Source organism: Lentzea guizhouensis (assembly GCF_001701025.1).
GTDB lineage: Bacteria > Actinomycetota > Actinomycetes > Mycobacteriales > Pseudonocardiaceae > Lentzea > Lentzea guizhouensis.
Map to the genome: position 1 here is coordinate 9,628,089 of NZ_CP016793.1, position 23,127 is coordinate 9,651,215.

Below are 23,127 nucleotides of genomic sequence, written 5' to 3' on the forward strand. Positions count from 1 at the left end.
GTCGGCGAACGCCATCGTCTCCTGCACGGTGTTCTTCGAATCGCCGGACAAGGGCATGATGGACGCATGCCGGAACCGGAGGTGCGCAACGAGTCCTCCGGCGACGCGCACATCGTCATCCAGGCCCGTGACATCCACGGCGACATCAACCTGGTGACCGGCACCCCGGTCCGCACCCGCTACCGCGAACAGGTCCGCCGCATCGCACCACCGAGTCTGCTGGACCGCTCGGCCGAACTCGCCGAACTCGCCGCTTTCTGCGCGACGGGCTCCAGCACCTACTCGTGGTGGCGAGCTCCGGCTTGGTCCGGCAAGTCAGCCCTGATGTCGACGTTCGTCCTCAACGCACCCCCCGGTGTCCGCGTCGTCTCGTTCTTCGTGACCGCCCGCTGGTCGAGCCAGAACGACCGCGCCGCCTTCATCGACAACGTCACCGAACAACTCCTCGCGCTCCTGGGCGAGTCCCTGCCACCTCTGCTCACCGAGTCGACCCGTGAAACCCACCTCCTCGGCCTGCTGGAGGACACCGCCACTGCTTGTCAGTCCCGCGGCGAACGCCTCGTGCTGCTCGTCGACGGCCTGGACGAGGACCGCGGCGTCCACCCAGGCCCGGACTCGCACAGCATCGCGGCCCTGCTCCCCGCCTCGCCTCCCGCGGGTCTTCGGGTCGTCGTGGCCGGTCGTCCGAACCCACCGATCCCGGCCGACGTCCCGCAGGACCACCCGTTGCGCGATCCCGCGATCATCCGGTCCCTCGCTCCGTCCCCTGCCGCACAGGCGATTCGCGTCGAGATGGAACGGGAGCTCAAGAACCTGCTGCACGCCTCGCCCGCCGAACAGGACCTGCTCGGGCTGGTCGCCGTGGCCGGTGGTGGTCTGTCCGCCGCAGACCTGACGTCGTTGACCGGCCTGTCGCCGTACCAGGTCGCGGACTCCCTCCGGACGGTGACCGGACGCAGTTTCTCCGAACGCGACGGCCACTTCCAGCCGGGCCGCGTCTACGTTCTGGGCCACGAAGAACTCCAGGCCACCGCGCTGGAGATGCTCGGCCAAGCCCGGTTGACCGGTTACCGCAATCGCTTGCACGCCTGGGCCGACGAGCACCGCGCCCAAGGCTGGCCGGCCACCACGCCTGAGTATCTGCTCCGCGGCTACTACGCACTGCTGTCGGCGAACGACGACATCACCCGAATGGTCTCGTGCGCAACGGATCCCGCCCGCCATGAACGCCTGCTCGCCGCGGCCGGTGGGGACGCTGCAGCGCTCGCCGAGATCACCACCGCCTTCGACGTCATCGCCTCCAACGCACATCCCGACCTGACAACCCTCGCCCGCCTCGCCGTGCACCGCGACCACCTGACCGAACGCAACCGCGGCATCCCCGCCGGCCTGCCCGCCGTGTGGGCGGTGCTCGGCCACGTGAACCGGGCCGAGGCCGTCGCTCGCTCGATCCAGGACCCCGGAACCCGAATCGCGGCGTTGGCGGCCGTGGCCACCGCTGTGGCCGAAGCAGGCGATCACGATCGGGCCGACGCGCTGCTGGACCAAGCCGTCGACGTCCACCACGCAGGCAACCAGTCGGCCTGGGCCTCGGCTGCCCTGGTCGACGCACTGGCCGACCGCGGGGACCTGCGCCGAGCCGAACCCATCGCGCGCTCCATCAGGGACCCGCGGTTCCATGCGACGGCGCTGGTCAGGGTGGCCGCATTGGCTGGTGATCGCACTGCCGAACTCGTGGTTCTCGCCGAAGCAGACGCCTTTGCCGTCTTCGACGCCCACGAACGGGACGGCATGCTGACGTCCGTCGCGACAGCTGCCGCACACATCGGTCAGCTGAGCCGGGCCGAGGCGGTCGCGCGGAACGTCAGCCACTCCTACCGCCAGATGCTGACCTTGCTGACGGTGGCGACAGCTGCCGCCGAAGCAGGCGAGACCGCCTTGGCCGAGACGATCGTGCGCGGCATCCCCCGGTCCGTCCTCCGGATGGGGCCGCTGACGCCGCAGTTCCTGGACCTGGTCACGGCGATCGCCCGCGGTGACAACGATCTCGGCCGCGCCACTGGAATCGTGCGGAGCTTCCTCCACTCCTCCGAGCAGATTCCAGCGCTGGTCTCGGCCGTGGCAGCCACCGGCGACATCGACCGAGCCGAACGGATCGCCGCGACCGGCACCGACCCCGAGGAACGGAACCGCGCGCTGGCAGCCCTGATCAGGCCGGTCGCGGTCGCCGGAGACCTGGACCGGGCCGAACGGATCGCCGACACGATCACCGAACCCGAACTGCGGCGACGGACCGTGGTCACGGCGGTCGCGCTGGCCGGCCACGCCGATCTCGACGATGTCGAAGCAGCTCTCGACGGCACGCTCGAGCCCGTGCACCTGACGCGCGTCCTGGCGACCGTGGCGAGGACAGCAGCCCAGCTCGGTCGCGCCACGCTGGCTGACGAGTTCCTCGACCGTGCCGAGACATCGGCACTCACCGTGGCAGCCGAACAGCGAGCGGAAGCGTTCGCGCGGGTGGCTCATGCGGCCGCGTTCACCGGCGACCCGATCCGGGCTACCACGTTGCTCGACCGCGCCGAATCGATGGCCCGCAGCATCATCAGACCCGGCGAACACCTGGGGGCGCTGCTGGCGTCGACAGCTGGGGCGGCGACGAGGGCAGGTGATCTGGACCGGGCCACGGCTGTCGCCCGCACCATCGGGAGACGGAGCACACGGGTTCAGGCCTTGACGGCAATCGCCGAGAAGGCCGCCGAGAAAGGTGACCTGGACCGCGCCGTGGACATCACCTCCCTCCTCGACAGGCTTCGCGGGCGCGCGCTGCCCAAGACCCTGCTGCACTTGTTGCACTACGGCTTGGCCGAGATCCGCTTCCACCTCGACGAACGCGCCAAGGCCCTGCACGCGGTGGTGACAGCCGCTGCGCGAGCAGGCGCACTAAGCGATGCCGAAACGATCGCCCGCACTCTCGGAGACACCAGCGCCGAGAACTGGCTCCTGCTGACGATCACCGAGATCGCGGCCCGCAACAGGAAGGTGGACAGCGCTGAAGTCATCGCCCGCCTGATGTCCGGTCGTGGACTGCAACGAGTGTGGGCGCTCGCCCTCGCGGCCAGTGCAGCAGCGAGCAACGGCGATCGGACACGTGCGGGCATTCTGTTCGATCATGCCGAGTCGACCATCCGAGACATGCACGACTCCGACGCGAAGTTGTCAATGACGGCGAAGGTTGCCGAGCTGGCGGCCGGCTGCGGCGACGTGCACCGTGCGCAGCGGATCGCCGACCAGATCGCACCCATCACCGCGATCATGACTTCGGCGTCTCCGATCGAATTGGCCGACCACGGGTTGGCCGGGTCCGTTCTGGCCAACGCCGGCCACCGATATCCTTCCGCCCGCGTGATGGCGGCGTTGGCGAAGGCAGCCGCCGGCGCCGGCGACATCGACCGCGCCGCCTGGTACCTCGACCGCGCGAAACGCATCGCTGCGACTGCGCCGGACCCGCTCGAGCGGGTCTTCGCTCAGGCGTGGACGGCCGCGACAGCCGCCGAGATCGGAGACCTGCCCAGCGCGAACGCACTTCTCGACCGGGCCGAGGGCGGCGCTCGCTCGCTTGCCGGCCCAGGTGACCAGGAGCAAGCGCTGTGGGCGGTGGCCGAGGTGGTGAGCGACCGTGGAGACCTCGACCGTGCCGAGGGTGTGCTGGGCAAGATCATAGACCCGAACCGCCGGGCCCGAGCATTGCTGCGGTTCGCAGCCGACCCCGCGCGGCGCCGAGCGAGCACCGTCGCCAAGGCGTTGCAGCTCGGCCACTGGACCCAAGCAGCCGAACTGCTCACCGAGATGGAGCCGGACGCGCTCGCAGCCCTCACCGAGGAGCTGGAGAAGATCAGAGCAGCCGGGTCACGTACGGCATGATCCCGCCATACCTCACCGGCGAAATCCGCACCACAGCACCGGAATGCGGCGCCTCAACCATCATCCCGCCGCCGAGGTACAACGCCACGTGCGTGCCACCGCCGGGACCCCAGAAGATCATGTCCCCCGGCGCCATCTGCGACAACGGCACCTTACGCCCGGCGTTGTACTGATAGCCGCTGTAGTGCGGCAAATACACGCCCACGCCGGCGAAGGCGTACATCATCAGACCCGAGCAGTCGAAGCCGATTTTGCGGTAGTCGCCGAAGGAGTCGGCGACGCCGCCGTCGCGCACGCCGTAGGTGGGGCCGTTGTAGTTGCCGCCGCCCCACGCGTAGATGACGCCGCGTTGGGCCAGTGCGCGGTTGATGACCGTTTGAACGCGGGAGCCCGAGGGGGCGGCAACAGCAGCAGCGGGGCGGCGTGGAGGAGCAGCGGGGGCGGCAGCGGCTGCGGCGGCGCGGCGGGCGTTTTCGTCCTCTTCGCGTTTCTTCGCGTCGAGCCACTGGTCGTATTGGCGGCGTTGGGCTTCGAGGCCCGTGACCTCGCCGCGGGCGGCGGCCAGTTCGCGTTCGACCGAGGACCTGTTGGCCTCCAGTTCGGCGGTGGCGGCGGACTGGGCCTGGTGGGCGGCGACGGCTTCTTGCTGGGCGGCTTCGGCTGTGCGTTTGGCCTCGTCGGCGGCGGCCTGCTTCTCCTCGGCCTTGCGCAGCGCGGCGCGGGCGGCGGAGTCGAGGTTGGCTGCGGTGCCCTGATCGCGGGTGACCTGGTCGAGGGCGTTCAACGAGGACGCCGAGACCGCTTCGAGCATCTGGGCGCGGGCCAGGAGGTCCTCGGGGGACTTGGCGCCGAGGAAGGCGGAGAACGAACCGACCGTGCTGCCCTGGGCGTAGGAGGCGGCGGCGAACTCGTCGAGGGCGCGGCGGGAGTCCTCGACGGCGCGGTTGGCGGCGTCGGCCTGGGTGCGGGCGGCGGTGGCTTCGCGGCGGGCCGTTTCGGCGGCGGTGATGGCCGTCTCGAGGTCGACGCGGGCCTTGTTGGCGAGCTCGCGTTTGTAGGAGACCTGGTCGAGGAGCTCCTGGAGGCGGGCCTCCGCCTGGGTGAGGCGGCCGGTCAGCTCACCGACGCGCGCTGCCTTGGCGTCCGCCTCGGCGCGCGTGGCGGAGATCTCCGCGTCGCTCGGGTTCGGCGGCGGCGCGGGAACGGCGGCGGCCGTCCCCGTGAGGACGGCCGTCATCAGCACCGCCGCTGCGGCGGAGAGTCGTGTCAACACCGGACATCACCTCCTACCGCATTAGACCAACCAGACCCGTCCGGCGCATCCGGAGCTCACGCACCGTCAGCCACACGTGTCACAGTGGAACACGTGATCGGTCCATTTGGGACGATCGGAGGAGTGGCGTGTCGTCAGTTGACGCCGCGGTCCCGGCCGGCCCAGTAGGGCTCGCGGAGCTTGAACTTCTGGATCTTGCCGGTGGCCGTGCGCGGGATCGCGTCGCGGAACTCGACGGACGTCGGCGCCTTGTAGCCGGCGAGGCGCTCCTTGCAGTGCTTGATCAGCTCCGCCTCGGTGACCTCGCCGGAGCGGACGACCAGCGCCTTGATCGTTTCACCCCACTTCTCGTCCGGCACGCCGATCACGGCGACCTCGGCGACGGCCGGGTGGGAGAACAGGCAGTCCTCGACCTCGATCGACGACACGTTCTCGCCGCCGGTGATGATCACGTCCTTCTTGCGGTCGGAGATCGTCAGGTGGCCGTCGTCGTCGAAGTGGCCGCCGTCGCCGGTGTGGAACCAGCCGTCCTCGATGGCGGCGGAGGTGGCGTCCGGGTTCTCCCAGTAGCCCTCCATGACCACATTGGACCGTGCCAGCACCTCGCCGGTGTCGGAGATCCGCAGCTGCGCGCCCAGCGCGGGAGCACCCGCCCGCGACTGCTTGCGGGCCTTCTCCTCGCCCTCCGGACCGGGCTGAGCGCGGTTGAACGTCAGCAGCGGCGCCGTCTCGGTCAGGCCGTAGATCTGCAGGAACTCCCAGCCGAGCTCCTCGGTCACCCGCTGGATCGTGCGCGAGGGCGGCGGCGCTCCGGCGCACACGATCCGCACGCGGTCACGACCGGGGATCTCGCCGTCCCACGACGCCGCCGCGTCCAGCACCGCGTTCCACACGGCCGGTGCGCCGCACATCAGCGTGACGCCGTGGTCGCGGACCCGGCGCAGGATCTCGGCGCCGTCCACCTTGCGCAGCACCACTTGCGGCACACCCAGGCCGGCGAGCCCGAACGGCATGCCCCAGCCGTTGCAGTGGAACATCGGCAGCACGTGCATGTACACGTCGCCTTCCCACGCGCGTGTATGCATGGCGAACGTGACCGCGTTCAACCAAATGTTGCGGTGCGTCAGCTGTACGCCCTTGGGGCGCGCGGTGGTGCCGGAGGTGTAGTTGATCGTGGCGGTCGCATCCTCCGAGGGCGCGCTCCACGGCCGTGGCTCCACATCGAACCGCAGCAACGACTCCGACTCCTCGCCGAACGTGAACCGGTGCCGTGCCGTCACGTCGTCCAACGAGAGTTCGGGGTCGACGAACAGCACCGACGCGCCGCTGTGCTCGACGATGTACTTGACCTCGTCCGGACGCAGGCGGAAGTTCACCGGCACGCAGATCCGCCCGCTGCCCGGCACCGCGTGCAGCAGCTCCAGCAGGCGCGCGGAGTTGTGGCTGACGACGGCGACGCGTTCGCCCTCGCCGACACCCAACGCGTCGAGTCCGGCCTGCCACGCGCGCACACGGGTCGCCATCTGGGCGTACGTCGTCGTCTCCACCGGTGTGGCCGGCTGGTCGGGCTCGTCGATGGTCGCCGTCGTGGCCCCGAACGCGAACGACGCCCGGTCCAGGAAGTCCGTCGTGATCAGCGGTACGCGCATGCTCCCGACCCTACGACCAGGTGCTCGGATCTCCCCAGGACGAAAATCGGCCTCCCCCGGATGGGGGAACGGAGCTGAGGTCGGGCAACACCTCGCCGACCGGTTCGTGCACGACGACAGCCGCGAGAGAGTCGTACGGCGTCGGCTCGTTGTTGCAGATGACGACCTGAGCGCCGGCCTTCGCCGCGAGCGCCACGAGACCTGCCGCGGGCTGCACGGACAACGACGTGCCCGCCACCAGCAGCAGGTCGCAGTCCAACGCCGCCAGCCGGGCCCGGCGCAGCACCTCGCCGTCGAGCTCCTGGCCGAACGAGATCGTGGCGGACTTGAGGATCCCGCCGCAGCGCACGCAGGCCGGTTCGTCCTCGCCCTCGGCCACGCGCTTCAACGCATCGCGCATCGGACCGGTCGCGCCGCAGTCCAGGCAGACCGTCGCGTGCAGCGTGCCGTGCAGCTCCAGCACCCGGTGCGGGTCGGAGCCGGCTTTCTGGTGCAGGCCGTCGATGTTCTGCGTGACCACGGTGCGCAACCGCCCGGACCGTTCCAGTTCCACCAGCGCCCGGTGCGCCGCGTTCGGCTTGGCCGTCCACACGGGATGGTCGAGCCGGGACCGCCAGGTCTCCCTGCGCACCTCGGCGTCGGCGAGGTAGGTGGAGAAGGTGGCACCACGTCCGGCATCCGCGTCGCGCGTCCACAGGCCGTCCGGGCCGCGGAAGTCGGGAATGCCCGAGTCGGTGGAGACCCCGGCGCCGGTCAGCACCGTGATCCGGTGGGCGGACGCGACCAGCGCCCGTGCCGCTGTGCACGCGTCGGAGGCCATCGGTTCACACTAGTCCCGTGCGCAGCGCTGTGGGAGCCGCGATCGCGGCAGTGGGCTTGGTCACTCAGATCACCGGGACGTTCTTGCCGTGGCTGAAGTCGGGATCGACCACGAGGGACAGTTACCAGGTGCTCTCGCTGCGTGATCTCGCCGGGTTGGACGGGGTGGCGGGCGGTGTGGTGACCGGTGTCTGGGTGGGTCTGACGCCGTTGGCGATGGTCACGATCGCCCTCTACGTGATCCGTTTTCGTCGAATTGCCGCATGCGTGGCGCTTCTCTTTGGCACGATCGGTGGAACCGTGGCCCTGGTTGCCGCGGTCCAAGGGGATAACAAGGGTGCGTTGGTCGGCATCAGCACGACCGGACCCGTCGTGACCCTTGCCGGTGCCGTACTGACGATCGTGGGGGCGATCACGGTGCTCACCTCGAACAGGCGCAGCGCAGTGATGACTTCAGGAGGGAACCGTGAGCTACCCCGGTAGCGGCGGACAGTGGCAGCCGCAGAACGACCCGTACGGCCAGCAGCCCCAGCAGGGCGGTCACCCCCAGCAGGGTGGTCACCCGCAGACCGGACCACAAGGTTTCCCCCAGCAGCCGCAGCAGGGTGGTTACCCGCAGACGGGGCCGCAGGGGTTCCCGCAGCAGGGCTACCCGCAGACCCAGAACTTCCCGCAGCAGGGCTTCCCGCAGCAGGGGTACGAGCAGCAGCCCTACGGCTACGCGCCGATGGGTGGCGAGCCGCCGAAGAAGAAGCGCACCGGCCTGGTCATCACGGCCGTGGTCGCGGTGCTGCTGCTGATCGGCGGCGGTGTCACGTTCTTCGCGCTGCAGAAGGCCGACCCCGCGGCGAACGCGGGCAAGGACACGCCGGAGATCGCGGCGAAGAACCTGGTCGAGCAGCTCGGCAGCGGTGACGTCGTCGGCATCATGGCCTCGCTCGCGCCCGCCGAGGCCGCGCTGGCGAAGGACTACACGGACTCGACGACGAAGGAGCTGAAGCGTCTCGAGATCCTCAAGCCCGACGCCGACCCGAACAAGATGTCGGGCGTCGAGTTCAAGAGCGAGAACATCAAGTTCGACGAGGCGGCGGCCGAGAAGGTCAACGACCACCTCACGATCAACAAGCTGTCCGAGGGCAAGATCACCATCACCTCGGACATCTCCAAGGTCCCGCTGACCGACAAGCTGATGGACGCCATCGGCGACAAGGTCAGCATGACCAAGTCGGAGACCAAGACCTACGACATCTCGGCCGAGGTCAAGAAGCGCGGCAAGCCGATCGGCATCGCCTCGGTCAAGGTCGGCGACAAGTGGTACCCGAGCGCCTTCTACACGATCGCCAACGCGGCCCTGGAGGAGGAGAAGCTGAAGTGGCCGGCCAAGGGCATCGCGCCGCAGGGCGCGGGCTCGGCGGAGGACGCGGCGAAGCAGCTGGTCAACGCTTCGCTGGACGGCGACATCGAGAAGGTCATCGCCACGCTGCCGCCGGACGAGGCCGGTGTGCTGCACGACCTCGGCCCGGTGCTGCTGGACGAGATCGGCACGGTGGGCAAGACCGGCGCCAAGCTGAACGCGCTGGAGACCGATGTGAAGGACGTGACCGGCGGCAAGCAGGTCACCGTCAAGAAGCTGTCGATCACCGCCGAGGGCGAGACCCTCACGATCACGCGTGAGGGCGACTGCTACACCGTCGACGTGCCGCAGCAGGGCGAGCAGAAGCTGTGCGCCGACGACGTGACCGAGCTGCTGCAGCAGCAGGCCGGCAGCAAGAACAAGATCCCGGCCGAGGCCCTCGAGGTCGTCGGGCGGGTCGCGACCTCGGTCATGAAGACCGGCGTCGGCGTGGTGTCCACCGAGGTCGACGGCAAGTGGTACGTCAGCCCGGTGCGCTCCTACTACGAGGTCCTGCTGACGCTGTTCCGCGGCTTCGAGCCGAAGGACGTGGACGCGCTGATCGAGCTCATGAAGAAGTAGTTCTCGCTGGTGCCACGGCCCTGTCACGACGCAGCAGCGTCATGACAGGGCCGTGGCAGTTCCAGGGCCGAGTGTGGTCGGCATGGACACTCAGGTTCTGATCGTCGGGGCCGGCCCGACCGGCCTCACCCTCGCGCTCGACCTCGCCCGCCGCGGCGTGCCGTTCCGCATCGTCGACGCCTCACCGGCGCCGTTCGCGGGCTCGCGCGGCAAGGGCCTGCAGCCCCGGTCGATGGAGGTCTTCCACGACCTGGGCGTCATCGACGAGGTGCTCGACTCCGGCCGGTTCCACCTGAAGCTGCGCGCTTGCCGTGGCCGCGAGGTGCTGCGCGAGTGGGACGTGCACGAGGACCGCCACCCCGCGGTCGACCGCCCGTACGCGAGCACGATGATCATCCCGCAGTTCCGGGTCGAGCAGATCCTGCGCGAGGCCCTCCCCCAGCCCGTCGAGCACGGCACGCCGTTGACGGCGTTCACCCAGGACGACACCGGGGTGACGGCCACGGTCGGCGGCCGGACCGTCCGGGCGGCGTACCTCGTCGGGTGTGACGGCGGGAAGTCGTTCGTGCGCAAGGAGCTCGGCGTGCCGTTCCGCGGCGAGACGCACGAGGACATGCGGATGCTGATCGGTGACGTCCGGGTGTCCGGGCTCGACCGCGACCACTGGTACCAGTGGGGCGGCCGTCCCGACCAGTGGCTCGCGTTGTGCCCGTTGCCCGGCACCGACCTCTTCCAGTTCCAGTCCACCGGGGACGGCGAACCGTCGCTGGAGCTGTACCGGCGGATCGTCCGCGAACGCACCGGGCTCGACGACGTGGTCCTGCACGACGCGACGTGGATGTCGTTGTACCGCACCAACATCCGGATGGCCGACCGGTTCCGCGCCGGCCGGGTGTTCCTCGCCGGCGACGCCGCGCACGTGCACTCCCCCGCCGGTGCGCAGGGCATGAACACCGGCATCCAGGACGCGTACAACCTGGGCTGGAAGCTCGGGATGGAGACGTTGCTCGACACCTACGAGGCCGAGCGCAAGCCCGTCGCGGAGTGGCTGCTCGGCATGACGACCGCGATCATGAGGTCCGGCAAGCTGTTCGAGAACCGCGGCGACGAGACCCTGCAGCTGTCGTTGTCCTACCGGACCGAGGAGGGACCGGGGCTGCGTGCGGGTGACCGGATGCCGGACGGGGTCACCGACCAGGGCCGGATCTTCGACCTGCTGCGCGGTCCCGACTTCGTGACGCTCGACCTCGGCGACGACCCGGTGCTGGTGCGCCCGGACGGGTACGTGGCCGCGATCGGCCGGTCAGCGATCGACGCCTACTTCGGCGCGGCACCGGTCACGCAGCTGCACCACCGCCGGGTCGCTGCTCGGGCAGCCGCGTAGCCGTTCCGCCTCGTCCAGGGCGGCCGCGGCGCGCGCCGGGTCGCCCTGGGTCAGCACCCACCCCGCGTAGAGCTCCAGCACACCGGCCCGCGCCGGCCCGTCGGCGCTCTTCTCGACGGTCTCGAGCGCCCGCGCGTGCTGCTCCCCCGCCTGGTCCAGGTGCCCCAGACGGGTCAGCGCGAGCCCGAGCGCGGCATGCACCGAGGCGCGGAACTGGAACGCCTGCGAGTCCACCGTGGCGTCCAACGCCCGCTGGTACAACCGCACGGCCTCCTCGAAGTCGCCGCTGAAGTACGCCACCTCGCCGTAGGCCTGCGCGACCCGCCCCTGGTCGAGGTCGTGCACCGGGTGCACCTGCGCCAGGTCCTCGCGCGCCCCGGCCAGGTCACCGGTCCGCACCTTCAGCCGCGCCGTCTGCACCAGCACCGACATCGGCACCAGCACGCTCTCCGGGTCGCCGAGCTCCGCCGCCACCTGCCGCGCCTCCGACACCGCGCGGAAGCCCTCGGCGAACGCGCCCCGGTTGATCAGCACCATGACCAGGCACGACAACCCGAACACGACCGCCCACCGGTCCCCCACCGCCCGGAACCCCCGCAACGCCTCCGTGTAAGCCCGCTCCGCCGCCGGCGCCGCTCCTTCGCTGAACTCCCCCGCGACGACCCCGCGGATGAGCGCCGAGAACGCCCGCATCCACTCGTCGTCCGAGCTCGCCAGCCGGTCCGCGAGCGCCGTCATCCGGCCGCCCAGCTCGACATCGCCCCAGACCTGCCCGTTGGTCAGCACCAACGCGCACACCGCCGTCGGCACGTCCTCCTGCCACAACCGCTCCGCCGCCCGCACGGCCTGCGGTGTGCCCAGCGACATCAGCACCTCGGACAACGCGTCACCGGGCACCAGCGGGGCCCACCGGCCGATCTCCGCGAAGCGCTTGGTCATCACCAGCCAGTGCCAGGTGCGGGCGGCCATCATCCGCCGGGCGAGGGCCTGGTCGTGCTGGACCGCCCAGGCGAGGGCGGCGTCGAGGTTGCCTCGTTCCGCGTCGAACACCTCCAGGGCTTCGAGCTGGCGGGGGCCGCGGAACAACGGCTCGGTGTGTTCGGCGAGGCTGATGTAGTGGCGGGCGTGGGCCGCCGGGTCCGCCTGGCCCTGTTCGAGGGCGTACTCGCGGACGGTCTCCAGGAGGCGGTAGCGCTCACCGGACCGCACGACCAACGACTTCTCGACCAGCGCCGAGAGCAGGTCCTCGGTCTCCCAGAGGTCGCGTTCCTGATCTTGTCGGGGGTCGTGAGTACGGTGAAACGCAGGGGTTCCCAGCTCGGGGGTACCCCTGCGCGAGCCTGCCGGGCCATTTGCCAGGCCACCTGTTAGGCCACCTGCCGGGCCACCTGCCGGGTCGCCTGCCAAGCCACCTGCCGGAGCCGCCGTCGCCAGAGCCGGAGCCGGGACCGCCGGGACCGCCGGGACCGCCGAGCACACCGCGTGCACCGCCGCAGCCGTCGCCCCGCCCACGAACACCGCCAGCCGCCAGCAGCTCCCGTTCAGCCGCCCCAGCAGCTCCCAGCTCCAGTCGATCACCGCCCGCATCGTCCGGTGCCGCGCGGTCCGGTGCGCGCCCGCGGTCGAGCAGCCGCAACCGGCTCTGCACCCGCGCCTCCAGCTGCTGCGGCGACAGCGACCGCGCACGGGCCGCCGCCAGCTCCACGGCCAGCGGAATCCCTTCCAGCGCAACACAAACCCGCCGAACCACGTCCGGATCCATCGCCGTACCGACACGAGCGGAGAACAACCGCACGGCGTGCTCGACGTCCAGCGGCGCCACCGGAAGAACCACTTCTCCCAGCACCCCCAACGGCTCCCGCGACGTCGCCAGTCCACCACGTGCTCGCAGTTGTCCAGCACCACCAGCGACGTGCCCAGCCGGTCGAACACCGGTATCGCCAACGGGTTCGGCCCCAGCGCGGCGTCCAACGCGGCCACGGGTTCCGCCGTCGAGTCCAGCTCGACGAACCAGGCGGACGCGCAGGAAGCCGCGTGCGCCAGCGCGAGCCGCGTCTTGCCCACCCCGCCGAATCCGGTCAGCGTCACCAACCGGTTCGCGGCCAGCAACTCGCCCAGCGACGCCAGGTCCGCGGAACGCCCCACGAACGACCCCACCGCAGCCGGCAGGTTTCCGCGCACGACTCGTTCCCGCAGCACCGAGAGGTGTGCGGCAGCCAGTGCCTCGCCCGGATCGACTCCCAGGGTCTCCGCCAGCGCGCCCCGCACCCGTTCGAAGACCGCCAGCGCGTCCGACCGCCGCCCGGCCGCGTGCAGGGCCAGCATCAACCGCGCCGCCACGTTCTCCCGCAACGGGTGCGCGGCCGCCAGCGCCTCCAACCCGGCCAGGTCGTCGCGCAGCAACGCCAGCCGCACCGCCTCGTCGACCGCGAACGGCGCGTCCTCGAACGCCGCACCGCGCCACAGCGACGCGTCCCGGGTCCGGGTGAACTCCTCGACGTCCGTCGACGCCTCCAGCCGGTAGCCCCGCGGATGTGACGACACCACCGCCGCACCGGCGGAACGCCGCAACCGCGACACCAGCGACTGCAGCGCGGCCACCCCGTCGACCGGCGGCTCGTCCGGCCACAGGTCCGCGACCAACCGGTCGGCGGAGACCACCTGTCCCGGCTCCATCGCGAGCCGGATCAGCAGCCACCGCAACCGTTTTCCGCGCACCTCGACGGGCCCGTCGTCACCCAGGACGACGAGCGGTCCCAGCACGTTCACGCGCATCACGCGCGCCGCACGCCCAGCACTACCGCGCCCGCCACCAGCACGGCACCGACCACGGCGGCCCACAGCACCGACAGCGACACCTGGTTGTGCCCCAGGGCGTCCAGCACCCAGCCGAGCGGTGTCACGCGCCCGAGCGGGTACGTCAGCACGACCACGCTGAACACCGCCAGCACCGTCCGGCCGATCGCGTCGAACACCGGCCGCGCGAACAGCAAGCCCACGCCGACGCCGAGCAGCGCGACAGCGGTGTGCGCGCCGAGTCCCACCAGGAACTCGGTGAACGTGTAGGGGTGCGGGTTCGTGACCACCGGCCACACCGCCGCGAGAACCGCCATGGCCACCGCGAACAGCACCGCCACCACGGCGACCGCGCCGAGCACCCGCGACCACCCGCCGGCCGACACGACGGTGATCTCGCGCCGCACCGCGTCTTCTGAAGTCGCGACGACGACCGCCATCCACGCGCAGACGGGATAGAGCAACGCAGACGAGCCCGAGTACGCCTCCAAGGGCTGCCCGGCGTCGGAGGAGAACAACATCCCCAGCACACCGAGGAACACCAGAAGCGGGGCCAGAAACCTTTGCCCGCGCAGCACATCCGCCGCGAGGTAACGCACCAGTGAGGTCATCGTACGCTCCGCACCGAGCAGCCCAGCCGCAGGGCCTCCGCCAGCACCGAGTCGCTGCGGTCGGGCGCCACGACGACCCGCGCCGACGTCCCGCGCGACAGCACCGACTGCACGCCTTCCAGCGCCTCCAACGCATCCAGCCCCACGACCCGGCTGAGCTCGATGGTCACGTGCCCGCCGGCGAGGTCCACCCGCGTCGCCTCCGCGAGGTGACCCTCGTGGTCGGACACCAGCGCCACCCGCCCCTGTAGCAACGTCACCAGCTCCGCCGACGCCGCCGGGTCCAGACCGCTCCACGGCTCGTCGAGCACCAGCACGTCGGAGGCGAGGAAAGCCTGTGCCAGCGCGACCTTTTGCGCGTTGCCCTTCGACAGCTCGGACATCGGCGCGGTCAGCGAGCCGATGAACCCCAGCCGCTCCAGCACGTCGGTCGCCGCGGCGGACCGGATCCGCCCCAGGTGCGCCAGGTAGGACGAAGCGGACATCTTGACGTCCGAGGGGAACCGCTCCGGCACGTACCCCACCGACGCGGGCCGCACGACCCGCCCGGTCGTCGGTCGCAGCACGCCGGCCGCGATCTTGAGCAACGTCGACTTGCCGGTGCCGTTCGCGCCGGTCAGCACCGTCAGCTCGGACACTTCCAGCGTGAGGTCGCGCAGCACCCAGGGCCCGCGCCCGTACCGCTTGGAGACCTGATCGAGGAGCACCACGCCAAGATAACCACAGCACGGCACGACACGGAGGACATATGACACTGCTGCTACCGCTGGCCACGGCGTGCGTCTGGCTCGGCATGGTCGTGGCGATCTCGATCGAGGCGCCGCTGAAGTTCCGGGCGCCCGGCATCACGCGAGCACTCGGCCTCGGCATCGGGCAGCTGGTGTTCCGCGCCCTCAACCGCGCGGAGATCGTGCTCGCGCTCGTCACGGCCGTGGCGTTCGCGTTCGGCGACCGCCCGGTCGCGGCGACCGTGCTGCTCGTCGCGCTGGTCGTGACGCTCGCGGTCCAGGTGTTCGCGATCCGGCCGAAGCTGGAGGCCAGGGCCGAGCAGATCATCGCGGGCTCGGAACCGCCGAGGTCCCGAGCCCACCTCGGCTACATCGCGCTGGAAGGCCTCAAGGTGGCGATGCTGGTCGCGTTCGCGGTCACAGCCGCTCCGTGACCTCGCCGACCACCTCGGCCAGCTCACGCGGACGGATCAGGAACGGCGAGTGTGACCCCGGCAGCTCGCGCACGACAGCGGTCGCGCGCAGGCGGTCGGCGAACAACGCCGGGAAGCTCCGGTCGTGGGCGCACACGATCGCGGCGGTCGACACGGTGACCTGGAGGTGCTCGGCAGGTCCACGACACACGTGGCCCAGCCTTGGGCGCGCAGCTCGGGAACCACCAGGTCCCAGCACCACCACCCGCGCCAGGCACCGTGCACGAGCAGCAGGTTCCCGCGGTCCATCAAGATCTCCTCGTCACTCGAATGGCCGTACGCCAACGAGGCAAGACCGGGGCGAGCCATCGTCCGGAGTCCGCCGTCCTGTCGGAGGAGTCCGAGGGTGAACCCGCTGGAGCAGGTGCTGGCGCGGCTGTGCGTGAACTGGGCGGTCGCGACGCCGTTGCACGCGGGCGGGCGGTGGGCGCTGAGCTTCGTCGGACGGCTCGATCTGCGGGTGGAGATCGTCGTGCGGGGCGCGCGCACGTGCGGGTCGGCGAGCGGAGCTTCGTCGCCGAGCAGGGCGACTGCTACGTCATCGCCGGACGCAGGCCGTACCGCATCGCCGCGGATCCGGACATCCCCGAGGTGTTCGCGGCGCCCTACTACGAGCACCCGGACGGCACTCCGCGCGACGTCGCCCAGGTCGGCGAAGGCCACGACACGACGTTGCTCGGCGCGGGCTTCACCTGCGACCGGGAGACCGCCCGGCTGCTGGAGGTGCTGCCGCCGGTCATCCACGTGCGCGACCCCGGTGGCACCGCGCAGACGACCATCGGGACGACCATCGGGCTGATCAAGCAGGAGATCGACCACAAGCCGATCGTCGACCGCCTCTGCCAGGTGCTGCTGCTCCAGGTCCTGCGCGACCACGACACGTCCCTGGACCCGCAGCTCGGAAAGGCGCTCCAGGCACTGCACGCGGACCTCGGCCGCCCGTGGACGGGCCGCCCGTGCGCTGAAGGACTCCAACGACACGGTCGCCACCATCGCGTTCACGGTCGGTTATCGCACGGAAAACGCGGTCAGCGCCGCGTTCAGGAGGTTCACCGGGTCCACGCCGAGCGAGTACCGGGTGAGTTAGGACAACCTGGGTTGAACAGGCTTACAGGACAAGCGTACTGTTTGGGGTCGAGGGGCAGGGGTCGACCGGGTGCGGAAGACTCTCCCCGTACCCCGAACTGACCACCGCGCTGTCACCAGATGGAGTTGCACGTGACCAACAGCCTGGACAGCTTCGGCGCCCGCGGCACGCTCAACGTCGGCGACGCCTCGTACGAGGTGTTCCGGCTGAGCGCCGTGGAGGGCGCGGAGCGTCTGCCGTTCAGCTTGAAGATCCTGCTGGAGAACCTGCTGCGGACCGAGGACGGCGCGAACATCACCGCCGACCACGTGCGCGCTCTCGCCGGCTGGGACCCGGCTGCCGAGCCCAACACCGAGATCCAGTTCACGCCGGCCCGCGTCGTGATGCAGGACTTCACCGGTGTGCCCTGCGTCGTCGACCTGGCGACCATGCGCGAGGCCGTCACCCAGCTCGGCGGCGACGCCGAGAAGGTGAACCCGCTCGCGCCCGCCGAGCTCGTGATCGACCACTCGGTCATCGCCGACATCTTCGGCCGCCCGGACGCGTTCGAGCTGAACGTGGACCTGGAGTACGAGCGCAACCGCGAGCGCTACCAGTTCCTGCGCTGGGGCCAGACCGCGTTCGACGAGTTCAAGGTCGTCCCGCCCGGCACCGGCATCGTGCACCAGGTCAACATCGAGCACCTGGCGCGCGTCGTCATGGTCCGCAACGGCCAGGCGTACCCCGACACCCTGGTCGGTACCGACTCGCACACCACGATGGTCAACGGCATCGGCGTGCTGGGCTGGGGCGTCGGCGGCATCGAGGCCGAGGCCGCGATGCTCGGCCAGCCGGTCTCCATGCTGATCCCGCGCGTGGTGGGCTTCAAGCTCTCCGGTGAGCTGCCCCCCGGCGCCACCGCGACCGACCTGGTGCTCACGATCACCGAGATGCTGCGCAAGCAGGGCGTCGTCGGCAAGTTCGTCGAGTTCTACGGCGAGGGCGTCAGCGCCGTGCCGCTCGCGAACCGCGCCACCATCGGCAACATGTCGCCGGAGTTCGGCTCCACGGTCGGCATCTTCCCGATCGACGGCGAGACCATCGACTACCTGCGCCTGACCGGCCGGTCCGAGGAGCAGATCGCGCTCGTCGAGGCCTACGCCAAGGAGCAGGGCCTCTGGCACGACCCGTCGGCCGAGCCGGTGTTCTCCGAGACGCTGGAGCTGGACCTGGCGACGGTCGTCCCGTCCATCGCCGGCCCGAAGCGCCCGCAGGACCGCATCGAGCTGACCAACGCCAAGGAGGCGTTCCGCCAGGCCCTGGGCGCCTACGTCGCGCACACCGACTCCCCGGAGCTGTCCGGTGTGGACGAGGCCGTCGACGACACCTTCCCGGCCAGCGACCCGGTCGCGATCCACGAGGGCGAGAACGGCTCGGGCACGCCGAAGGTGTTCCACACCGCCGCCGAGGGCGCCACTGGCCGCGTGTCGAACCCGGTCAAGGTCACCCTCGACGGCAACGAGTTCGAGCTGGACCACGGCGCCGTCGCGATCGCCGCGATCACCTCGTGCACCAACACCTCGAACCCGTCCGTGATGCTCGGTGCGGCCCTGCTCGCGAAGAAGGCCGTCGAGCGCGGTCTCGAGCGCAAGCCGTGGGTCAAGACGACCCTGGCGCCGGGCTCGAAGGTCGTCATGGACTACTACGAGCGCGCCGGCCTCATGCCGTACCTGGAGAAGCTCGGCTTCCACCTGGTCGGCTACGGCTGCACCACCTGCATCGGCAACTCGGGCCCGCTGCAGGACGAGATCTCGGCGGGCGTGCAGGAAGGCGACCTCGCGGTCGTCTCCGTGCTGTCCGGCAACCGCAACTTCGAGGGCCGGATCAACCCGGACATCAAGATGAACTACCTCGCGTCGCCGCCGCTGGTCGTGGCGTACGCGCTGGCCGGTTCGATGGACAAGGACATCACCACCGAGCCGCTCGGCACGGACACCGAGGGCAAGCCGGTGTACCTGTCGGAGATCTGGCCGTCGCCGGCCGAGATCGCCGAGGTCATCTCGACCTCGATCTCCGCGGAGGGCTTCACCAAGGGCTACAAGAACGTGTTCTCCGGTGACGAGCGCTGGCAGTCGCTGCCCACGCCGACCGGCAACACGTTCGAGTGGGACGCCGAGTCCACCTACGTGCGCAAGCCCCCGTACTTCGAGGGCATGGAGATGGAGCCGGCTCCGGTCACCGACATCGCCGGTGCGCGGGTGTTGGCCCTGCTGGGTGACTCCGTCACCACGGACCACATCTCCCCCGCCGGTTCGATCAAGGCCGACTCGCCCGCGGGCAAGTACCTGACCGAGCACGGCGTGGAGCGCAAGGACTTCAACTCCTACGGCTCCCGCCGCGGCAACCACGAGGTGATGATCCGCGGCACGTTCGCGAACATCCGCCTGCGCAACCTGCTGCTCGACGACGTGCAGGGTGGCTTCACCCGCAACTTCCTCGAGGCCGACGCCCCGCAGACCACCATCTACGACGCGTCGGTGGCCTACGCGGAGGCCGGCGTCCCGCTGGTCGTGCTGGCCGGCAAGGAGTACGGCTCGGGCTCGTCGCGCGACTGGGCGGCCAAGGGCACCTCGCTGCTCGGCGTCCGCGCCGTCATCGCCGAGTCCTACGAGCGCATCCACCGCTCGAACCTGATCGGCATGGGCGTGCTCCCGCTGCAGTTCCCGCAGGGCGAGAACGCCGCGTCGCTGGGCCTCGACGGCACCGAGACGTTCGACTTCTCGGGCGTCACCGAGCTCAACGAGGGCCGCACGCCGTCGACGGTGCACGTGACCGCGACCAAGGCCGACGGTGCCAAGGTGGAGTTCGACGCGGTCGTCCGCATCGACACCCCCGGTGAGGCGGACTACTACCGCAACGGCGGCATCATGCAGTACGTGCTGCGCAAGATGGTCCGCGCCTAGTCAGCAACAACTTGAAGGGCCGCCCACCGACATCTCGGCGGGCGGCCCTTCATGTCGGAGGAACTCCCGATCGTCGTTTGGCACCAAGCGCCATGTGAGATGATCCCGAGACACAGCTGGAGTGAAGTTCTCCTCAGCAACGCCAGCCGGGAGTAGTTCCATTGAGCTCTGACGTCAGCGTGTCCACTTCCTCAGACATAACCGTGCAGGTTCGTCAGGTCGAAAACGGCTTGCGCAAGCTGTACCTCGATCCCGACTACCTCGACGTCAGCGACCTCGTCGGGCGTCCCGAGGAGGAGCGCCAGCCTCGACTTCTTTCACGAGCGCTCGCGGCTCAAGCTGTACGGATCGTCACCGGCTTCAGCGCCAGAGAGGCTGCGGCTGCAGTCATCGACGGCGTGGGTGATCAAGGCATTGATGCAATAGCCGTGGTGGACGGCTCCAAACCGCACGTCTACGTGGTGCAAGCGAAGTGGAGCAAAACTGGTCGAGCTTCATCGGACCGTTCGGCTGTGATGGAGTTGCTTGCTGGGCTTCGCTTGATCGACGACGAGGAGTTCGCTGCCTTCAACCCACGAGGTCGTGGATTGGCTGAAGTCGCGAAGACCTTGATGTCCAGTGGTCCCGTTCCCGTGACTCAGGTCGTCGTTCTCATGCGCGCTGACGAGGTCACCGAAGGCTTCCAGCAGGCGCTGGTCGATGGAGAGCGAGAATTCAACCGCCACGGCGACGTTCTTGGTCACCGCCTCATCCTGTCGGCCGAAGTGTGGCAGTCGGTCCGCAACGATCTCGCGCCCAAGCCGGTCGACCTCGAGGCTGAGCTTTTCCCCTGGTTCTCAGTGCCTGAACCCTACGAGTCATATCAAGGTGTGGTCCTGGCCGAGCAGGTCGCAGATTGGGTCGCACACGGCACCAACCTGTTCCACCTTAACATTCGGAACCCGCTCGGCCGTACGCCGATCAACAACGAGCTGATCGAAACGCTCGCGAACGAGCCAGCGCACTTTTGGTACTTCAACAACGGAATCACCATATTGTGCGAATCTGTCGAGAAGACCCATGGTTCAGTGCGATCACCGCACAGTCGACCAGTGGCACTGACCTTGCGGAACGCCAGTGTGGTGAACGGCGCTCAGACCGTACGCTCTGTGGCTGAAGCTGTGAACGCAGACGAAGGTGCAGGCGATGCTCAGATCGGCGTTCGCATCATCGTGACCGGCACAGCTCTGAAATTCGCGAACAAGATCACGCAGACGACCAACCGGCAGAATCGCGTAGAGGCACGAGACTTCATCGCTCTCGACTCCGTGCAAGGCTCGATATTGGAGGACATGCGAGCCGAACTCGGCCTGGAGTACAGCGTCCGACGAGGCGAGCTGGAACCGCATCCCGACACAGGTTGCTCTGTGGTGGAGGCGGCGTGCGCGCTGGCGTGCGCTCATCCCAATAGTCAGTACGCGGCACGGATCGCTACAACTCTCGAGGTGCTTTGGGAGCGCGGTTCTCAGGGAATCTACGACACGCTCTTCCGTCCCCAGCCGACTGCCTACTTGATCTGGAACGCTGTTCGCATTCTTCGGGAGGTCAGGAGGTGCCTGCACGTTCTCCGATCCGAGTATGAGGGCCGAGGGGCCGCACTGTTCGAGCACGGCACCTATCTCGTAGCTCACCTGGTCTTCCGCAAGCTCGACACCGAAGCGATCAACGAGCCAGATCCTAGGCACGAGTGGTACACCAACGCACAGACCCAGATCGACGAAATCGTCAAGGTTCTCGTACCTGAGATCATCGCGACCATCGACCGCCTCTACAGCGATCGATCACAGATTCGAGCCGTCTGCGCGGACATCGTTCGTTCTCACGCGATAGTCGACGAGGTGCTGCACGGCGCCGCTGGCACGGCTGCTTCGGCTTCCGCCACCAAGTACCGTCGCGAACGTGCGGGCCGCAAGCGTCGTCGCCCCAATGCCGTGTCCGTGCTCATCGACCGGGCGGCCATCGAAGAGGGTGAGGCCCTTCGCCTCACTACCGCGTACCCGGTCGAGGTCGAAGCACTCAAGGATTGGCTTGCGGAAGATCCCAAGCGAGGCCGAGCGACCTGGATCCCTCATCGCAGCAAGCCGATCCTCTGGGCAGCCGATGGTAAGCAATACTCTCCTTCCGGCTTGATCTCCCACATGTGGGAGCAGGCGCAATGGGAAAACCGACCTGTCGCTAATCAGGGCACCACTCGATGGGTCACTGGATCCGGTGAGTCACTCGCGGACCTGGCTTGGCGCGTTCTCCGCGATCTCGAGGAGTCCGACGACAGTGAGGACGGCGACACGTAACAGCTACCGGCCACCCCGCGATGCCAAGACACCCTGATCACCGCGGGAGACATGTCATGAGCTTGAGCGTGCTCGGCGACCTGAACTGGTTGGCCGTTCTCGTCGCGACGCTGGCGTACTACGGGTTGGGCGCGATCTGGTACGCGGAGTCCGTCTTCGGCAGGGCTTGGCGACGCTCCCTCGGCTGGGACCTCACCCCGCCGGAGAACACCGGTCACAGGGTCTACACGATCCCCCTGGCCACCTGTTTCGGCGCCACCCTGGCGACCGCGGTGCTCGGCGTCGCGACCGGCACCGACAACGTCCTGGAGGGCCTGCTGCTCGGTCTGGTCGTGGGCGTGGGGATCGCGTTCCCGGTGATGTTCGTGAGCGGCGTGTTCGACACGACGAAGCCCGCCCCGAAGACCTTCGTGGCCGTCGGGGCGGGCTTCCACGTCATCGGCCTCAGTCTCGTCGGAGCGATCCTCGGCCAGTGGCGTTAGAGCTGCTTGCGCCAGAACAGGTGGTGCACCACGCCGCTGGAGCTGGGCACCACGTCGAGGTGGAACCGGTCGAGCAGCTCGTCGGGCGAGTCCCACAGCCGCAGCCCCTCGCCGAACGTCACCGGCGCGACCGCGACGTGCAGGGTGTCGACCAGGTCCGCGTCGAGGAACTGGCGCACGGTCGTGACGCCACCGCCGAGCCGGACGTCCTTGCCCTCAGCCGCTTTCCGCGCCTGTTCCAGCACGTCGGCCGGCTTTCCGCCGACGAAGTGGAACGTGGTGTCCGACAGCGTGATGGACGGTCGTTCGTGGTGCGTCAGGACGAACACCGGGGTGTGGAACGGGGGCTCGTCACCCCACCAGCCCTGCCACCCGTGGTCGGTCCAGGGACCGCGCTGGTGGCCGAACTTGTTGCGGCCCATGATCTCCGCACCGATGTTGTGCGCGAAGTCCCGGGTGAAGTAGTCGTCGAGACCGCGGCTGCCACCGGGGTCGGTGCGGTTCGGCCAGCTCGCCGTGGCACCGGCCCAGGAGAACAACCGGTCGGCGCCGGGGAGCCCGAACGGGTTCTCGAAGCTCTGGTCCTCGCCGGCGGCGATCCCGTCGCTCGAGACCATGAAGTTCTGCACTCGCAGCAGTTGTGCCACGTCTTCCTCC

The 23,127-nt window shown here is 69.3% G+C and carries 17 protein-coding genes; 9 read left to right on the forward strand and 8 right to left on the reverse strand.

Features of this window, described 5'->3' with window-relative positions; all coding sequences use genetic code 11:
• Positions 1–66: 66 nt before the first annotated feature.
• Complete coding sequence (locus tag BBK82_RS45645; RefSeq protein WP_065920478.1) at positions 67–3,921, forward strand: P-loop domain-containing protein; 3,855 nt, start codon at positions 67–69, stop codon at positions 3,919–3,921.
• On the opposite strand, the gene BBK82_RS45650 is transcribed toward BBK82_RS45645, so the two are convergent.
• The 3 genes from BBK82_RS45650 to BBK82_RS45660 all read right to left on the reverse strand — a co-directional run bounded on the left by BBK82_RS45650 (position 3,893) and on the right by BBK82_RS45660 (position 7,663).
• Positions 3,893–5,158: an NlpC/P60 family protein gene (locus BBK82_RS45650; protein WP_065921891.1), complete on the reverse strand. Its 1,266-nt coding sequence runs from the start codon at positions 5,156–5,158 to the stop codon at positions 3,893–3,895. The two genes, BBK82_RS45645 and BBK82_RS45650, sit on opposite strands and share 29 nt — an antisense overlap.
• 170 nt (positions 5,159–5,328) lie before the next feature.
• Positions 5,329–6,843 (reverse strand): AMP-binding protein, encoded by a 1,515-nt coding sequence (locus tag BBK82_RS45655; protein ID WP_065920479.1) that lies wholly within the window; start codon positions 6,841–6,843, stop codon positions 5,329–5,331.
• Between the two features lie 10 nt (positions 6,844–6,853).
• Positions 6,854–7,663: an SIR2 family NAD-dependent protein deacylase gene (locus BBK82_RS45660; protein WP_065920480.1), complete on the reverse strand. Its 810-nt coding sequence runs from the start codon at positions 7,661–7,663 to the stop codon at positions 6,854–6,856.
• A gap of 17 nt (positions 7,664–7,680) precedes the next feature.
• Between BBK82_RS45660 and BBK82_RS45665 the strand changes: the two genes are divergently transcribed.
• The 3 genes from BBK82_RS45665 to BBK82_RS45675 all read left to right on the forward strand — a co-directional run bounded on the left by BBK82_RS45665 (position 7,681) and on the right by BBK82_RS45675 (position 11,021).
• Positions 7,681–8,145: a hypothetical protein gene (locus tag BBK82_RS45665; RefSeq protein ID WP_154697888.1), complete on the forward strand. Its 465-nt coding sequence runs from the start codon at positions 7,681–7,683 to the stop codon at positions 8,143–8,145.
• Positions 8,129–9,637, forward strand: coding sequence for a flagellar basal body-associated FliL family protein (locus tag BBK82_RS45670; RefSeq protein ID WP_065920482.1), 1,509 nt, complete (start codon positions 8,129–8,131; stop codon positions 9,635–9,637). The genes BBK82_RS45665 and BBK82_RS45670 overlap by 17 nt, the downstream gene beginning before the upstream one ends.
• Before the next feature lie 82 nt (positions 9,638–9,719).
• Positions 9,720–11,021, forward strand: coding sequence for an FAD-dependent monooxygenase (locus BBK82_RS45675; RefSeq protein WP_083269009.1), 1,302 nt, complete (start codon positions 9,720–9,722; stop codon positions 11,019–11,021).
• On the opposite strand, the gene BBK82_RS45680 is transcribed toward BBK82_RS45675, so the two are convergent.
• Genes BBK82_RS45680 through BBK82_RS45690 form a run of 3 tightly spaced genes read right to left on the reverse strand, consistent with a single transcriptional unit; the run spans position 10,941 to position 15,135 of the window.
• Positions 10,941–13,796: an AfsR/SARP family transcriptional regulator gene (locus BBK82_RS45680; RefSeq protein WP_237048505.1), complete on the reverse strand. Its 2,856-nt coding sequence runs from the start codon at positions 13,794–13,796 to the stop codon at positions 10,941–10,943. The two genes, BBK82_RS45675 and BBK82_RS45680, sit on opposite strands and share 81 nt — an antisense overlap.
• Complete coding sequence (locus BBK82_RS45685; protein WP_065920485.1) at positions 13,796–14,428, reverse strand: hypothetical protein; 633 nt, start codon at positions 14,426–14,428, stop codon at positions 13,796–13,798. Before BBK82_RS45685 ends, BBK82_RS45680 begins: the two co-directional genes overlap by 1 nt.
• On the reverse strand, positions 14,425–15,135 hold the full coding sequence (locus BBK82_RS45690) for an ATP-binding cassette domain-containing protein (RefSeq protein WP_065921892.1): 711 nt from the start codon (positions 15,133–15,135) through the stop codon (positions 14,425–14,427). Before BBK82_RS45690 ends, BBK82_RS45685 begins: the two co-directional genes overlap by 4 nt.
• A gap of 41 nt (positions 15,136–15,176) precedes the next feature.
• Between BBK82_RS45690 and BBK82_RS45695 the strand changes: the two genes are divergently transcribed.
• A complete protein-coding gene (locus BBK82_RS45695; protein ID WP_065920486.1) occupies positions 15,177–15,590 on the forward strand; it encodes a hypothetical protein in 414 nt (137 codons plus the stop codon).
• On the opposite strand, the gene BBK82_RS51320 is transcribed toward BBK82_RS45695, so the two are convergent.
• Positions 15,574–15,780 (reverse strand): hypothetical protein, encoded by a 207-nt coding sequence (locus tag BBK82_RS51320; RefSeq protein WP_154697889.1) that lies wholly within the window; start codon positions 15,778–15,780, stop codon positions 15,574–15,576. The two genes, BBK82_RS45695 and BBK82_RS51320, sit on opposite strands and share 17 nt — an antisense overlap.
• Before the next feature lie 338 nt (positions 15,781–16,118).
• Between BBK82_RS51320 and BBK82_RS57255 the strand changes: the two genes are divergently transcribed.
• The 4 genes from BBK82_RS57255 to BBK82_RS45715 all read left to right on the forward strand — a co-directional run bounded on the left by BBK82_RS57255 (position 16,119) and on the right by BBK82_RS45715 (position 22,470).
• A complete protein-coding gene (locus BBK82_RS57255) occupies positions 16,119–16,817 on the forward strand; it encodes a cupin domain-containing protein (RefSeq protein WP_065920487.1) in 699 nt (232 codons plus the stop codon).
• 30 nt (positions 16,818–16,847) lie between these two features.
• Positions 16,848–19,658 (forward strand): aconitate hydratase, encoded by a 2,811-nt coding sequence (locus BBK82_RS45705; protein WP_237047948.1) that lies wholly within the window; start codon positions 16,848–16,850, stop codon positions 19,656–19,658.
• A gap of 161 nt (positions 19,659–19,819) precedes the next feature.
• Positions 19,820–21,988 carry an AIPR family protein gene (locus BBK82_RS45710; protein WP_083268644.1) on the forward strand — a complete coding sequence of 723 codons (2,169 nt, stop codon included), beginning with the start codon at positions 19,820–19,822 and terminating at the stop codon, positions 21,986–21,988.
• A gap of 56 nt (positions 21,989–22,044) precedes the next feature.
• Positions 22,045–22,470 carry a DUF1761 domain-containing protein gene (locus tag BBK82_RS45715; RefSeq protein WP_065920490.1) on the forward strand — a complete coding sequence of 142 codons (426 nt, stop codon included), beginning with the start codon at positions 22,045–22,047 and terminating at the stop codon, positions 22,468–22,470.
• Here BBK82_RS45715 and BBK82_RS45720 read toward each other — a convergent pair.
• A complete protein-coding gene (locus BBK82_RS45720; RefSeq protein WP_065920491.1) occupies positions 22,467–23,117 on the reverse strand; it encodes a dihydrofolate reductase family protein in 651 nt (216 codons plus the stop codon). The genes BBK82_RS45715 and BBK82_RS45720 overlap by 4 nt on opposite strands.
• Positions 23,118–23,127 lie beyond the last annotated feature (10 nt).